This window comes from Onishia niordana, from assembly GCF_004798965.1.
GTDB lineage: Bacteria > Pseudomonadota > Gammaproteobacteria > Pseudomonadales > Halomonadaceae > Onishia > Onishia niordana.
In genome coordinates, this window is record NZ_SDSD01000002.1 from 89,664 (window position 1) to 103,176 (window position 13,513).

Below are 13,513 nucleotides of genomic sequence, written 5' to 3' on the forward strand. Positions count from 1 at the left end.
TTTTTATGATATCCGCTGGTTTTCTACAGACTCTACGCGGCTAATGCCGAGTGTGATCGGAGCGCCACATAGTCCAGAGGCTGATGGAGAGCCCTGAAGTTGAACCTCAAAAGCTATAAGGCTCTATAGGTGAATTTCAGCAGGTCATTCATCACATGGCGCAGCCATTGCCATACCAAGCTTGTAATAGCCGTTACGGAAGTGGCATGAGTAAAAAAGCAAACATCGCCCCCGGCAAGGTCCAAGATGACATAAGGACGAACGTTTAGTCTTTGACGGCCGCCGCCAAGGCGTTGGCGAAGGTCTCGGTCGTCCCGCTGCCACCCAAGTCCGGTGTCACCTGTTCACGAGACGTCTCAAGCACCTTGCGGATAGCGACGCGAATCCGCGTGCCTTTGTCCTTCATATCCAGATAATCCAGCATCTCTGCTGCGGCCAACAGCAAAGCGCAGGGGTTGGCTACGCCTCTGCCGGCGATGTCCGGCGCCGAGCCGTGTACCGCCTCGAAGATGGCCGCCTGCTTGCCAATATTGGCCCCCGGCGCCATGCCCAGGCCGCCGACCAGACCCGCGCAAAGATCGGAGAGAATATCGCCGAACAGATTAGTGGTAACGATGACGTCAAACTGATGGGGATTCATCACCAATTGCATGCAGGCATTGTCGACGATCATCTCCTGGAACTCGATCTCAGGAAAATCCTTGGCGACTTCTCGAGCGACATCGAGAAAGAGCCCGGAACTCGACTTGATGATGTTCGCCTTGTGCACCGCCGTCACTTTCTTGCGCCCCTTGGCACGAGCCAGTTCAAAGGCATGGCGCACGATGCGCTCGGACCCCTTGCGGGTGGTACGGATACTCGCGACCGCCGTCTCGCCGTCCTCACTCACGCTCTGGCCTTCGGCCATGTAGGCGCCTTCGGTATTCTCGCGCACCGTGATGAGGTCGATGTCATCGTAACGCGAACGTGTACCGGGGAAGCTGATCGCCGGGCGCACATTGGCGTACAGGTCGAAATGGCGACGCAACTGAACGTTGATGGATGAGAACCCTTTGCCCACCGGTGTGGTCAGCGGGCCTTTAAGGGCCAGGCCGTGCTCGGCAATGCTGTCCAGCGACGCCTGGGGAATCAAGGTGCCGTGCTTCTCCAAAGCCCCCAGCCCCGCCTCGATCACGTCATAATCCAAGCCACAGTCCAGGGCATCGAGCACCTTGAGCGTGGCATCCATGATCTCAGGACCAATACCATCTCCTTCGATGATGGCGATAGTCTGGGGCATAGCGAGCCTCCTTGGATGTGGGAAAAAAAATTGCGCAGCGTCGTCTCTACCCCAACGCCTGCAAGTGCCATGAGAGTGTCAGAATGTCGCTCCGCTGGCTAGGAACAAAGTCTAAGCTGGACTCGCAACCGACGAGCGCTTAACGCCAGTGTAGTACTAGTGCCAACGGGAAGAATCGACATAACCAGCAGAATAGTTCGCATTGAAATAGCCACCGGTTTTCTCGCAACTTCCTATCGGGTTCATTGCGCTGCCAAGATCCAGCCCGCTGCCTTCTCGGCAATCATCAGCGTCGGCGAGTTGGTATTCCCGCTGGTGATGGTCGGCATGATGCTGGCATCCACCACGCGCAGGCCGGTCACCCCTCTGACCCGAAGGTGGGAATCCACCACCGCCATGGGATCGTCGTCGCGTCCCATCTTGGCGGTGCCTACCGGATGGAAGATGGTGGTGCCGATATCGCCGGCCAGCCGCGCCAGATCGTCATTGCTCTGGTACTGAGCCCCCGGCTTGAACTCCTCGGGCTCGTACTTGGCGAAGGCCGGCTGAGCGGCGATCTGGCGCGTGACCCGCAGTGAGTCGGCGGCGACCTGGCGATCCTCCGGCGTGCTCAGGTAGTTGGGGGAGATGGCCGGCGCCTTACGCGGATCGCGACTCTTGATGCGCACCGTGCCCCGGCTGGTCGGATTGAGGTTGCACACGCTCGCCGTGATGGCCGGGAAGTCATGCAGCGGCTGGCCGAACGCCTCGAGACTCAGCGGCTGGACGTGATACTCGAGATTGGGATGCTGGTAGTCCTTGGAACTGCGGGTGAAGGCACACAGTTGGGACGGTGCCATGCTCATCGGCCCGGAACGTTTCAGAACGTATTCCAGTCCAATCTTCGCCTTGCCGAACAGCGTGCTGGCCATGGAGTTGAGGGTCTTGGCGCCCTTTACCTTGTAGACCGAGCGGATCTGCAAGTGGTCCTGCAGGTTCTCCCCCACGCCGGGCAGATCGGCCACCACCGAAATGCCGTGCTCGGCAAGCAGCGACGCCGGACCGACCCCTGAGAGTTGCAGCAGCTGCGGCGAGCCGATGGCACCGGCGGAAAGCACCACCTCGCGACGCGCCGTCGCCACGACCCTCTCTCCTGCGCGCTCGGCCGTGATCCCACAGCAGCGGGGCTCGCCGCCCTCGTCTGACGAGAAGTCGAGCCCCAGCACCTGGGTGGAATGCCAGACTGTCAGGTTACCGCGCCGCTCGACGCCCCGCAGGAAGGCCTTGGAAGTATTCCAGCGCCAGCCCGAGCGCTGGTTGACCTCGAAATAGTCCACCCCCTCGTTGTCGCCGCGGTTGAAGTCACGGGTGCGAGGGATGCCGGATTCCACCGCCGCAGTGGCGAAGTCATCCAGTACCTGCCAGCTCAGACGCTGCTTCTCGATACGCCACTCGCCGCCATGGCCGTGGAAGTCACGGTGTTCAGCGTCAGCGTCGCCGCCTTCATCCAGGCGATGATGATCTTCATGCTTCATGAAGTCGGGCAGGCAGTTCGCCCAGCGCCAGGCATCGTCACCGGTCAGCTCGGCCCAGCCATCATAGTCGCGAGCCTGGCCACGCAGATAGAGCATGCCATTGATGCTGGAGCAGCCACCGAGGGTCTTGCCGCGCGGATAGATCAGCGAGCGACCGTTCAAGCCGGGATCGGGCTCGGTGCGGAATAGCCAGTCAGTCCGCGGGTTGTTGATGCAGTACAGATAACCCACCGGAATGTGGATCCAGTGATAGTTGTCTCGCCCGCCGGCCTCGATCAGCAGCACCCGGTTGGCCGGGTCCGCACTGAGACGATTGGCGAGCAGGCAGCCGGCGGTGCCGGCGCCCACCACGATATAGTCGAAGGCATGGGTGTTGTTGGTCTGATCAGCCATGGCGTGCTCTCGCTGGGCATGCCGGCCCGCCCGTGGGGGGTCTTCGACCGGGGGATCGCCCCGATCGGCCGGCATACCGGTCAGTCAATGGAGGGGGGATTATTTGGCCGTCGGCATGGCAAATTCGGCGCCCGCGTCGATGGAATCCGACCAACGCTGCATGATCGACTTCTGCTTGGTGTAGAAGCGCACCCCTTCCTCGCCATAGGCATGGGTATCGCCGAACATCGAGCGCTTCCAGCCACCGAAGCCGTGCCAGGCCATCGGCACCGGGATCGGCACATTGATGCCCACCATGCCGACCTGGATACGCCGACCGAACTCGCGGGCCACGCTGCCGCTTTCGGTGAAGCAGCTCACGCCGTTGCCGAACTCGTGATCGTTGATCAGCTGAACAGCGGTGGCCACGTCCGGCACGCGTACGCAGGCCAGTACCGGTCCGAAGATCTCTTCCCGATAAATGGTCATCTCCGGGGTGACGTTGTCGAACAGGGTGCCGCCCATCCAGAAGCCGTCGGCGCAGCCTTCACCGGTAGTGGACGAATCGAAATCGCGGCCATCGACGATCATGTCGGCGCCTTCGGCCACACCCTTCTCGATGTAGCCATTGATGCGCTGATGCGCCTGAGCGGTAACGATGGGCCCCATCTCGGCATCGAGCTCCAGGCCATTCTTGACCTTCAGGTCGCGGGCCCTCTCGGCCAGACGCGGGACGATCTTGTCGGCCACATCGCCGACCAGCACCGCCACACTGATCGCCATGCAGCGCTCGCCAGCGGAGCCATAGGCCGCACCGATCAGGGCATCAACGGCCTTGTCCAGATTGGCATCCGGCATCACCACCATGTGGTTCTTGGCACCACCCAGCGCCTGGACGCGCTTGCCGTTACGCGCGCCCCGCTCGTAGATCAGGTTGGCGATGGGGGTGGAACCGACGAAGGACAGCGCCTTGACGTCAGGGTGGTCGATCAGCGCCTCCACCGAGTCCTTGTCACCCTGCACCACATTGAAAACGCCATCCGGCAGGCCGGCCTGCTTGAGCAGACCGGCCATCATCAGCGAAGCGCTGGGATCCAGCGGGCTCGGCTTGAGTACGAAGCTGTTGCCGGCGGCAATCGCTACCGGGAACATCCACATCGGCACCATCACCGGGAAGTTGAACGGCGTGATACCCGCGACCACGCCCAGCGGCTGGCGGGTCGTCCAGTTGTCGATACCGGTGCTGACCTGCTCGGTGTAGTCACCCTTGAGCAGTTGCGGAATGCCACAGGCGAACTCGACGATATCAATGCCGCGCGCCACCTCACCCTGGGCATCGGTGAACACCTTGCCATGCTCACGGGTGATCGCTTCGGCCAGCTCGTCCTTATGGGCGTTCAACAGCTCGAGAAACTTGAACATCACTCGTGCCCGGCGAATCGGCGGGGTATCAGCCCAGGCGGGGAAGGCGGCCTGGCCGGCGGCCACGGCACTATCCACGTCCGACTGGGAGGCCAGCGCGACATGGCCTGTCACCTGGCCAGTGGCCGGATTGGTGACGTCTTGGTAACGATCGTCTACGCCATTAGTCTTATGGCCATTGATATAATGCTCGATGCGCTCGGTGGTCATGTCCGCCTCTTGTCTTATGCTGCAATGCACACTTTATAGCCCATGATGCTGGGCCTTGTGGCCTTAAAACTAACTCAAGGCGGCGTGGAATCAATTGAGAAAGCCAAAAGCGAGATATAAGATTTACAAATATCTTATCGCTCGCCACAATGGCTGTTCCCAGGGAGGTAGACATGCAAGACCTCAAGGCGCTGCGCGCCTTCGTGGCCGTGGCCCATCAGGGCAGCGTGTCCCGCGCCGCAGAGGAGCTACATCTGACCCAGCCCGCCGTCAGCCTCAAGCTCAAGCAGCTGCAGGAGACCCTGGGCCTCACGCTCTTCCAGCGCCACGCTCAAGGGCTCGCGCTGACCAGCGATGGCCACGCCCTGCTGCCATCTGCGGAGACGGCGCTCGCGTCGTTGCAAGCCTTCAACATCAGCGCCCAGTCGATGCACGAGACGGTGCGCGGACACCTGCGCATCGGCACCATCGTCGACCCGGAATTCATTCGCCTAGGCGCCTTGCTGCACCGACTAGTGCAGCGGATCCCTCAGGTCGAGACGGAGCTGCATCACGGCACCAGCGGCTATGTGCTCGATTCACTGCTGAAACGCGAACTGGATGTCGGCTTCTATATGGAGTCGCCCGGCCAAATGCCGGACACGGGGGAAGGGGCTCCGGTGGTGGAGATGATCGAACTGACGCATTTCAACTACAAGGTCATCGCCCCGGCCGGCTGGTCATCGCGCCTGGCACGCACCGACTGGCCCAGCCTGGCCGCCCTGCCCTGGATCGTCACCCCGCCGCGCTCCGTTCATTACCGGCTGCTGACTCAACGGATGCTGGCACATGGCCTCACACCGAACCGCGTGGCCCAGGTCGATCAGGAACCCTGCATGATCGACCTGGTACGAGCTGGCGTCGGCCTGGCCCTGGCCCGTGATGCCAATGCCCTGCAGGAGCGCCAGGAACGTGGCCTTGTCGTTGCCAAAGGCATCAGCCTGCCCTGTGCACTGAGCTTCGTATGGCTCAAGGAACGGCGCGACGAACCCGTCATCGCCGCCGTGCGCGGTGTGTTGGAAGATATCTGGTCTTTGTAGACGGCGATCGTGGCGGGGCTGGGAAGCAAATACGCCAGCCTTCGGTGGCGGCAGAGGCCCCGGAAAGAATCGGGGCATGTAGTGTGGTAAGCGCTGTGATGATCGGAAAGGAATCAGCCCGCCAAATGGCGGGCGTGGGGTCGGGAGGAGTAGTTTATTCTGCAACACCCTGAATCGCATTTCTTCCAGCTTCAGGCCAACCTAAATCAATGCGCTCCACCAAGGACCTATTCACCACTCTCAAGCCACCGTTCTCATAACCACCCACATACAAGACATACACATCACTGTTGCTATAGAGAACCTTACCTTTCACACACTCATCTGAGTTGACCAAACAGACCAAATCCGGCTCGCCTTCTTCTATCATTTTTGAAACATTCGCCTTCTCATTATCCATTATATCAAGAAGAGACCCCGGCATAGATGAGACAGTCCCTGCTGCTACGCCGCAAAAAACAGCCCCCCACACAACCCATTCCCTGAACAGCCTGTGCTTTAAATTACCCTTATAAAAGGCATCAATTTCTTTGTAGTAAAAACAAGAAAACAAGAAAACCACGAAAAGCAAGAACCCCCACCATGCTTTAGTTAAAAGCAGAGAAAAAACACCTCTGACCAAGAGGTCTTTTGCTGGGATATTCAGCCACCAAGCATCCCCAGAAACCCATCCGAAGTATCCAAAGAAAGACACATAACCCAAACAGTAAATATAAGATAGCGATGCAAGTGAAATCATTGCTATACGCGGCATTTCCGTTACCTCCAACCTTCCCTTGGATAAAACCCTAATAGGTGTTGTAGTTTGCCCATCCACAACGCCCACCGCTATAGCCCCACCCGCTTCCGCGCAAGAAAAGCCATCACAATCATGCTCACCTGCGCAGGAGCTTCAAATGCCCAAGGACTTCCATCACGGCGCTCGCGTCGTGGAGATCAACGCAGACACTAGGCCGATTCGCACGGTGGCCACCGCCAGGTCTTCACGAAGACGATCAGGGCCTGACCTAAAGCATCGCCACATCGGTCAATCCATGGCGGCCATGGTGGAGAACATGAGCCTGCACGTCCGCTCGAACTTACAAAGCCCGACATTGGCGGGCTTCTCCGTTGTAGATCGGCATTTCACAACGGCCTGATCACGGAACCGACAATCCGCGCTGGCAGAATGGGGGGATCCACCCGAAGGGAACCAAGTTAACCGCCTTCAACCTGCTGGAGGTGTTACCCAAGGTCAATATGGGCATTGCCACAGCGACAAGGCATCTCACCATGCAGCAAGGTGCTGTAGTAAAGCGCCTTATACCCAGACTGGGGAACCAGGGCCCTATAATGTCCTGACGATTCTCGATACCAGGCCCTGTCAGTCCAGGCCCTACCAAACCATGATGGGAACCGACGACATCCAGCGCACCGAAGAGCGGTGCGAGATAATCGGCCACCAGAGGACGAAGGGAAGAAATAGAAAAGCCCCGGGGGCAACCGGAGCATTGAATGCATCAGGCGTTGGCGCGCCTTCAACACAGGGTTATTGCATGGCACATCGTAGATCAGGGAGAGCCTCGATCCAATGGCTCTGGCTCAAGGTCGAGCTACCGGCTTCGCCGTTCATCCGGTTCTGCCTTGGCTTGTCGATCCTTTTGTCGGCACTGGGAGCCTTCTCTTGGTTTGCCGAGCCGGTCCTGCTGGCATGGATCAACTAAGCGCCCAGTACCGCCGCGGTACTGACGCCCGACCAGGCCGCCCCCGATACCGCAGTGATCTATACCGCCAACGCCGTAGGCAAGGGCTGCAACCAGTTCCGCGTACGTTACGTCGATTCCGTCGAGACCTCTCAGGCGCTGGCGGTGAGCATGTCCAGCAAAGAGATCACCGTCAGCCTAGCGTCGGACGCCGAGGGCGACGTCGTCGCGGCGGTCAACGCCCACCTCGGTGCCTCCGTCCTGGTCACTGCCGCCCTGCCGGCAAATCCGGCCTGGGTGTGCTCAGCACCGAGCCCTTCACCAAGCTGACGGGCGGCGTCAGGACACCAGCGCCAGCATCAAGGCCACAGCGGAACACTTCGACATCTCACCGGCATCCGTGAAGCGGGCCTGTCGATCAGCCAGGAATAGTGGCACCGCGCTGTAAGAGAAACCTCCCCCCCAAGACATACCTTGAGTCATTGACAACAAGCCTCATCTGTTCGGTGGGGCTTTATTTTTGCAAACACACTGTCAAGTCATAAAGAGCTATCGATAACAACAGCACAATAGATATGTGCTATAATATGACCGAACCAACAGCAATAGGCAGCTCAGCACAATGGAAATTGAAGACATCCAGATCACTCGCGGTGGAACAGGCGGCTGCGACGTTAAAGCAGCTCAAGTCTATCCGAACGGGAATAGGCAGGACGTAGCCATTACCTTTACCGGCGACATCGTTACGGACATGAACGACGAACAGATTAAGGAGTACGCTAGAAAGGCACTGAGGGGGGGGGGATGAAACCAAGTTGAGCTGATGCAAGTGGCAGTGGCATTTACTTCACTCGCCATGAGTGCAGCCGTGCCATGATGTGGTAAACACATGTGGTAAAAAAGAGAAATGGCATGTCTCCTAAGCTATTGATTAGCCTCAGAAACATGCCCTTCTTTATTCGGTGGCGGAGGGGGAGGGATTCGAACCCTCGAAGCCTTTCGACTTACACACTTTCCAGGCGTGCTCCTTCGACCACTCGGACACCCCTCCGCAATTTTTAGCTCTGCCGTGGGGGCTGCGCCTTCCGCGTCAGAACGGCGCATACTGTATCGAGATCAGGTATCGATTGCAAGTCAGCCCGCAAATTTTTCCAATCTCTTCAGGGCAATACCGCATAGTCGCCGCGAGCGGTAAGGCACAGGGTGTCGCCGCAATAGAGCTCTTGAAGCAGTGCGATGCGCCCCTTGCCACGACTTGTCAGTCGCTCAGCCAGAGCTGCTGGCCCCGCCGGGTCTTCCGGGCGGCACAGGATGCGATAGTCGCCGGTCACCGGCGCCTTGAAGCGCTGGCTGGCCTCGGCGACCACCACGTTTTGCTCACGGCCCTGGGAGCGCAGCCAGAGCGTGACCCAGCTCCAGCCGATCATGGTGGTCTGGGCGGCAAGCGAGCCGCCAAAGCCGGTGCCCTTGTCGTTGAGGTTGGGGGCAAGCGACAGCGACCACACCAGTGTGTCGTCCTGCCAGTGCATACCCGTGATACCCAACTGCGGCACCAGCGGAATGGCCGCTTCTAGCCAGTCCCGAAAGGCGTTCAGGTCATCGCCCTGCCCCGCCGGCGGCAGCGGTAGGCGCGGATGCGGCACACCGGCCTGACGCATGCTTCAACTCCAGCGCTCGACGAAGTCAGCGGGATCACGGGCTGGCACCGGCTTTTGACGCCCACCCATCTGCCCCAGGTACAGGAAGGCGACAAGCTCGTCGTCCTCATCGAGCCCAAGCCCCTTCTTGACCGTAGGGTCGAAGGCATAGTGACCTGTGCGCCACATCGCGCCAAGCCCCAGGGCCTGCGCCGCCAACAGCATGCCATGGGCGGCACAACCAGCAGAAAGCGACTGTTCGAGCGGGGGCACCTTGGGCAGGTCCGGGGTGATCTTGGCGACCACGGCGATGATCATCGGCGCCCGCAACGGTTTCTTGCGCGCGGCGTTCAGGGCGGCATCGTCGATATGCGGGTTGTTGTGAAACTCGGCCTCGGCGAACACCTCTCCGAGCCGCGTCAGGCCTTCGCCCGAGAACTCGATGAAACGCCAGGGGGTGAGCTCCTTGTGATCAGGAGCACGCAGGGCAGCGCGGTAGATGGCATCCATCTGATCGGCGTCGGGCGCCGGACCTCGCAATTTGCCCATGGAGCTGCGTTCATGCAGCAGCGTCATCGCATCCATCCGGTTCTCCTTAGAGCAATGGGGTGGCTGGCAGCGCCACGCGTATTGCGTCGCACCCTGCCCGCCTACATGCATATAGCCTGACTGTACGCCAGGTGACTATTGGCGCGCCAGACGCAGCGGCTCGGGCGGTCGCTCGCCGGACGTTGCCCGCCAGGGGCTGATATCCAGGCCGCCGCGACGCACGTAGCGGGCCAGCACCAGCAACCGCTCGGGGCGAGCACGGGCCATCAGGTCGGTGAAGATATGCTCGACGCAGTGCTCGTGGAAGTCCTGATGCTGACGATAGGACACCAGATACTTCAGTAGCCCCTCGCGATCGAGCCGCGGGCCGCGATAGCGAATCAACACGCTTCCCCAGTCAGGCTGACCGGTGACCGGGCAATTGGACTTGAGCAGGTGCGAGTGCAAGGTTTCCTCGACGATCTCTTCCCCGACCGCGAGCAAGGCGGGGTCGGGCGTATAGGCATCGATCGCCACATCGAGTTCGTCGATGCAGTCGCCGGGCAGGCGCTGGGTGGCCAGGGCCTGATCGTCGACGCCGAAGAGCTCAACCGAAGCCGGCGCCCCGGCAGCGGCGGCGAGATCCTTTTCGAGAGTGGCGATGACCTCCTCGCGGGAGGCGAATGACGTCTGGTTGAAGCTATTCAGGTACAACTTCCAGGATTTCGACTCGATCAGATTCGGCGAGTCGGCGGGCAGGCGAAAGCGCGCCACGCCGACCACCGGCTTGCCGCGGGGCGTGAGCCAGGAGACCTCGAAGGCGTGCCACTCGTCCTCACCGTCAAATGGCAGGGCGTCTTCGCGGATGCCAAGCGGCGCGCGGTTAGCGGCCCGAGCGATCGGGTACAGCAAGGCCGGGTCGTAGCGATCCGGATAGGCGGACTCGCGCCCCAGCGGGGCCTCGGCGAGCGTCTCGGGGCGATCATGCGTCATGCTCAGCTCCTGATGCCTTTACCGCGCTCGAGCATCCACAGGGCGATGGCGAACAGCACGGTAATGAAGGCGCAGATGGCGGCCAGTGCCCAGCCGACCGGAATATCGGAAACCCCCAGGAAACCATAACGGAAGACGTTGACCATATAGAGGATCGGGTTGAGCATCGACACGCCCTGCCAGAACTCCGGCAGCAGCGAGATCGAATAGAAGACCCCACCCAGATAGGTCAGCGGCGTGAGGATGAAGGTCGGCACGATGGAGATATCATCGAACTTCTTGCCGAGCAGCGCGTTGATGAAACCTCCGGCGGCGAACAACGCGGCGGTCAACACGACGACAAGAACGGTCAGCACGGGATGCGCCACCTCGATACGGGTGAAGAACAGCGATACCCCGGTGACGATGATGCCAACGCCCAGGCCACGTGCCATGCCGCCGAGAATGAAGCCCGAAAGGATCACCCAATTGGGCATCGGAGAGACCATCATTTCCTCGATCGAGCGCTGGAACTTGTTAGAGAAGAAGCTCGAGGCCACGTTCGAATAGCTGTTGGTGATCACCGCCATCATGATCAGGCCAGGGACGATGAAGTCCATGTAGTCGTAACCATCCATCTCGCCGATTCGCGACCCGATCAGGTTGCCAAAGATGATGAAGTACATGGTCATGGTGATCGACGGCGGTAGCAGTGTCTGCGGCCAGATACGCGTAAAGCGGCGTACTTCCTTGCCGACCAGGGTCCACAGTGCCACGGCTATCTGCATGGGATTCATTTCGCGGCCTCCGCGTTGGACTCTTCCACCATCGAGACAAACATTTCTTCCAGCCGGTTGGCCCGGTTGCGCATCGACACCACGGTCAGCCCCTTATCGGAGAGCTGTTGGAAGACGTCGTTGAGCCGCTGACCACGCTTGACCGAGACGGCCAGTTGGCTTGAGTCGACTTTCTCGATCTGGAAATCTTCAAGGGTCGGCACTTCGTTCACCTGTTCGGCCAGGTCGAGCAGGAAGGTTTCGGTATTCAGTTGGCCGAGCAGCTCTCGCACACTGGTGTTCTTGACGATCTCGCCGTTATTGATGATCGCGATATTACGACACAGGCTCTCGGCTTCCTCGAGATAGTGCGTGGTGAGGATAATGGTGGTGCCCTCCTCACGGTTGATGCGGCGCATGTAATCCCACATGGAGCGGCGCAGTTCGATGTCCACGCCAGCGGTAGGCTCATCGAGGATCAAGAGCTTGGGGCGATGGATGAGGGCACGAGCGATCATCAGACGACGCTTCATGCCGCCGGAGAGTGCACGAGCGCTGCCGTCACGCTTGTCCCAAAGGCCCAGATCCTTGAGCAGCTTCGCCGCACGGGGCTTGGCCTCGCGGTGAGACATGCCGTAGTAGCCGGCCTGGGCGAGAATGATGTCCTCGACCTTCTCGAACTGGTTGAAGTTGAACTCCTGGGGCACCACGCCGAGGTTGTACTTGGCGTGGGCGAAGTCCTTATCGATATCGATACCAAAGACCGATACCTTACCGGCGCTCTTCTGCACCAGCGAGCAGACCACGCCGAGCGTAGTGGACTTGCCGGCCCCATTGGGACCCAATAACGCGAAAAAATCACCCTGCTGGACATCGAGATCGATGCCTTTCAAGGCATGAAAGCCGTTGCCGTACACCTTGGTCAGGCCACGGATCGACAGCGCCGGTTCAGCCATCAGGACACCTGTGAGATGGTTTAAAAAATTAGGACACTAAGGATAGGGGCGAGTGCTCAGAATTCAATGCCAGCGAACAAATAGACGTGCAGAGACGTATAAAAGAACACAGATAAAATGCGGAGGGGGAAACTGCTGAGATTTTGCGGCTATCGAGTGTCGTGCGGATGACACCTAAGGAAGGAACGATTGGAGCGGAAAAGGAGATTCGAACTCCCGACCCTCGCCTTGGCAAGGCGATGCTCTACCACTGAGCTATTTCCGCTTATCGTTGGGCGTTGCGAAGTGGCGTCCCATAGGGGGTTCGAACCCCTGTCACTGCCGTGAAAGGGCAGTGTCCTGGACCACTAGACGAATGGGACGCATGGAGCGGAAAAGGAGATTCGAACTCCCGACCCTCGCCTTGGCAAGGCGATGCTCTACCACTGAGCTATTTCCGCACATCTCACAAACGCTTTACTGCTTGTAGAATGATCGAAGTGGCGTCCCATAGGGGGTTCGAACCCCTGTCACTGCCGTGAAAGGGCAGTGTCCTGGACCACTAGACGAATGGGACGCATGGAGCGGAAAAGGAGATTCGAACTCCCGACCCTCGCCTTGGCAAGGCGATGCTCTACCACTGAGCTATTTCCGCACATCTCACAAACGCTTTACTGCTTGTAGAATGATCGAAGTGGCGTCCCATAGGGGGTTCGAACCCCTGTCACTGCCGTGAAAGGGCAGTGTCCTGGACCACTAGACGAATGGGACGTGGCAAGACCTCTTTAAGATGGCGCGTATGTTACTGAGCACACCGCACACTGTCAAGCGACTGTTGTGCCGAGCGTTTGCCCATATACAGGCTACTCTTTAAGGCAGTTCAAGACAGTAATGAAGGCGCCGTGGGACGTCGTTAGGCATGATCAAGCAGTCGACAGGCGTGATGAGCTAGCCGTTAGTCATCGTGCAGACCAAGAGGCTACTGGAAATCGAGCCTTGATACCGCAAGAAGAATAGGGCAAATAATGACATGGCCAAAGGCTTGCGCCGCGCGTTGTGAGACGACGGCCAGCAGTGGCACAGTAGGATCTGGGCATGGATGGCGCG

The 13,513-nt window shown here is 59.6% G+C and carries 14 protein-coding genes and 7 tRNA genes; 4 read left to right on the forward strand and 17 right to left on the reverse strand.

What is annotated here, in order from left to right; all coding sequences use genetic code 11:
• Window positions 1–265 precede the first annotated feature (265 nt).
• The 3 genes from ETC27_RS04500 to ETC27_RS04510 form a co-directional block, all read right to left on the reverse strand.
• Window positions 266–1,279 carry an isocitrate dehydrogenase gene (locus tag ETC27_RS04500; RefSeq protein WP_136253824.1) on the reverse strand — a complete coding sequence of 338 codons (1,014 nt, stop codon included), beginning with the start codon at window positions 1,277–1,279 and terminating at the stop codon, window positions 266–268.
• 242 nt (window positions 1,280–1,521) lie between these two features.
• Window positions 1,522–3,186: a GMC family oxidoreductase gene (locus ETC27_RS04505; RefSeq protein ID WP_136253825.1), complete on the reverse strand. Its 1,665-nt coding sequence runs from the start codon at window positions 3,184–3,186 to the stop codon at window positions 1,522–1,524.
• A gap of 99 nt (window positions 3,187–3,285) precedes the next feature.
• On the reverse strand, window positions 3,286–4,797 hold the full coding sequence (locus ETC27_RS04510) for a CoA-acylating methylmalonate-semialdehyde dehydrogenase (protein WP_136253826.1): 1,512 nt from the start codon (window positions 4,795–4,797) through the stop codon (window positions 3,286–3,288).
• Window positions 4,798–4,970: 173 nt separating this feature from the next.
• Between ETC27_RS04510 and ETC27_RS04515 the strand changes: the two genes are divergently transcribed.
• Window positions 4,971–5,876, forward strand: coding sequence for a LysR family transcriptional regulator (locus tag ETC27_RS04515; protein WP_136253827.1), 906 nt, complete (start codon window positions 4,971–4,973; stop codon window positions 5,874–5,876).
• Window positions 5,877–6,030: 154 nt separating this feature from the next.
• Here the strand turns inward: ETC27_RS04515 and ETC27_RS04520 are convergent, their stop codons facing one another.
• Window positions 6,031–6,630 (reverse strand): hypothetical protein, encoded by a 600-nt coding sequence (locus tag ETC27_RS04520; protein ID WP_136253828.1) that lies wholly within the window; start codon window positions 6,628–6,630, stop codon window positions 6,031–6,033.
• A 142-nt stretch (window positions 6,631–6,772) separates the two neighbouring features.
• Between ETC27_RS04520 and ETC27_RS04525 the strand changes: the two genes are divergently transcribed.
• From ETC27_RS04525 to ETC27_RS17240, 3 genes are all read left to right on the forward strand, one after another.
• Window positions 6,773–7,015: a hypothetical protein gene (locus ETC27_RS04525; RefSeq protein ID WP_136253829.1), complete on the forward strand. Its 243-nt coding sequence runs from the start codon at window positions 6,773–6,775 to the stop codon at window positions 7,013–7,015.
• 396 nt (window positions 7,016–7,411) lie between these two features.
• On the forward strand, window positions 7,412–7,579 hold the full coding sequence (locus ETC27_RS17235; RefSeq protein ID WP_168709021.1) for a hypothetical protein: 168 nt from the start codon (window positions 7,412–7,414) through the stop codon (window positions 7,577–7,579).
• Between the two features lie 54 nt (window positions 7,580–7,633).
• Window positions 7,634–7,888: a hypothetical protein gene (locus tag ETC27_RS17240; protein ID WP_168709022.1), complete on the forward strand. Its 255-nt coding sequence runs from the start codon at window positions 7,634–7,636 to the stop codon at window positions 7,886–7,888.
• A 9-nt stretch (window positions 7,889–7,897) separates the two neighbouring features.
• Here ETC27_RS17240 and ETC27_RS17245 read toward each other — a convergent pair whose 3' ends face one another.
• The 13 genes from ETC27_RS17245 to ETC27_RS04590 form a co-directional block, all read right to left on the reverse strand.
• Window positions 7,898–8,041, reverse strand: coding sequence for a hypothetical protein (locus ETC27_RS17245; RefSeq protein WP_168709023.1), 144 nt, complete (start codon window positions 8,039–8,041; stop codon window positions 7,898–7,900).
• Between the two features lie 480 nt (window positions 8,042–8,521).
• Window positions 8,522–8,609: transfer RNA gene (locus ETC27_RS04535), tRNA-Ser, on the reverse strand.
• A gap of 109 nt (window positions 8,610–8,718) precedes the next feature.
• Window positions 8,719–9,216 (reverse strand): YiiD C-terminal domain-containing protein, encoded by a 498-nt coding sequence (locus ETC27_RS04540; protein ID WP_136253830.1) that lies wholly within the window; start codon window positions 9,214–9,216, stop codon window positions 8,719–8,721.
• Window positions 9,217–9,219: 3 nt separating this feature from the next.
• Window positions 9,220–9,780 (reverse strand): nitroreductase family protein, encoded by a 561-nt coding sequence (locus tag ETC27_RS04545; RefSeq protein WP_136253831.1) that lies wholly within the window; start codon window positions 9,778–9,780, stop codon window positions 9,220–9,222.
• A gap of 99 nt (window positions 9,781–9,879) precedes the next feature.
• On the reverse strand, window positions 9,880–10,716 hold the full coding sequence (gene queF / locus ETC27_RS04550; protein ID WP_136253832.1) for an NADPH-dependent 7-cyano-7-deazaguanine reductase QueF: 837 nt from the start codon (window positions 10,714–10,716) through the stop codon (window positions 9,880–9,882).
• 2 nt (window positions 10,717–10,718) lie between these two features.
• Complete coding sequence (locus ETC27_RS04555) at window positions 10,719–11,492, reverse strand: ABC transporter permease (protein WP_136253833.1); 774 nt, start codon at window positions 11,490–11,492, stop codon at window positions 10,719–10,721.
• Window positions 11,489–12,427: an ABC transporter ATP-binding protein gene (locus ETC27_RS04560; RefSeq protein ID WP_136253834.1), complete on the reverse strand. Its 939-nt coding sequence runs from the start codon at window positions 12,425–12,427 to the stop codon at window positions 11,489–11,491. The genes ETC27_RS04555 and ETC27_RS04560 overlap by 4 nt, the downstream gene beginning before the upstream one ends.
• Window positions 12,428–12,617: 190 nt before the next feature.
• A tRNA-Gly gene (locus ETC27_RS04565) sits at window positions 12,618–12,692 on the reverse strand.
• Window positions 12,693–12,713: 21 nt separating this feature from the next.
• A tRNA-Glu gene (locus ETC27_RS04570) sits at window positions 12,714–12,789 on the reverse strand.
• A gap of 3 nt (window positions 12,790–12,792) precedes the next feature.
• Window positions 12,793–12,867: transfer RNA gene (locus ETC27_RS04575), tRNA-Gly, on the reverse strand.
• Between the two features lie 40 nt (window positions 12,868–12,907).
• Window positions 12,908–12,983 (reverse strand) — tRNA-Glu (locus ETC27_RS04580).
• Window positions 12,984–12,986: 3 nt separating this feature from the next.
• Window positions 12,987–13,061 (reverse strand) — tRNA-Gly (locus ETC27_RS04585).
• 40 nt (window positions 13,062–13,101) lie between these two features.
• Window positions 13,102–13,177: transfer RNA gene (locus ETC27_RS04590), tRNA-Glu, on the reverse strand.
• Window positions 13,178–13,513 lie beyond the last annotated feature (336 nt).

Bases quoted from the DNA above. Each gene is read 5' to 3' on its own strand.
- ETC27_RS04500 (WP_136253824.1), bottom strand. From the start codon at position 1,279: ATGCCCCAGACTATCGCCATCATCGAAGGAGATGGTATTGGTCCTGAG.
- ETC27_RS17245 (WP_168709023.1), bottom strand. From the start codon at position 8,041: ATGACTCAAGGTATGTCTTGGGGGGGAGGTTTCTCTTACAGCGCGGTG.
- ETC27_RS17235 (WP_168709021.1), top strand. From the start codon at position 7,412: ATGGCACATCGTAGATCAGGGAGAGCCTCGATCCAATGGCTCTGGCTC.
- ETC27_RS04560 (WP_136253834.1), bottom strand. From the start codon at position 12,427: ATGGCTGAACCGGCGCTGTCGATCCGTGGCCTGACCAAGGTGTACGGC.
- ETC27_RS04505 (WP_136253825.1), bottom strand. From the start codon at position 3,186: ATGGCTGATCAGACCAACAACACCCATGCCTTCGACTATATCGTGGTG.
- ETC27_RS04510 (WP_136253826.1), bottom strand. From the start codon at position 4,797: ATGACCACCGAGCGCATCGAGCATTATATCAATGGCCATAAGACTAAT.
- ETC27_RS04545 (WP_136253831.1), bottom strand. From the start codon at position 9,780: ATGGATGCGATGACGCTGCTGCATGAACGCAGCTCCATGGGCAAATTG.
- queF (WP_136253832.1), bottom strand. From the start codon at position 10,716: ATGACGCATGATCGCCCCGAGACGCTCGCCGAGGCCCCGCTGGGGCGC.
- ETC27_RS04555 (WP_136253833.1), bottom strand. From the start codon at position 11,492: ATGAATCCCATGCAGATAGCCGTGGCACTGTGGACCCTGGTCGGCAAG.
- ETC27_RS04515 (WP_136253827.1), top strand. From the start codon at position 4,971: ATGCAAGACCTCAAGGCGCTGCGCGCCTTCGTGGCCGTGGCCCATCAG.
- ETC27_RS04525 (WP_136253829.1), top strand. From the start codon at position 6,773: ATGCCCAAGGACTTCCATCACGGCGCTCGCGTCGTGGAGATCAACGCA.
- ETC27_RS04520 (WP_136253828.1), bottom strand. From the start codon at position 6,630: ATGCCGCGTATAGCAATGATTTCACTTGCATCGCTATCTTATATTTAC.
- ETC27_RS04540 (WP_136253830.1), bottom strand. From the start codon at position 9,216: ATGCGTCAGGCCGGTGTGCCGCATCCGCGCCTACCGCTGCCGCCGGCG.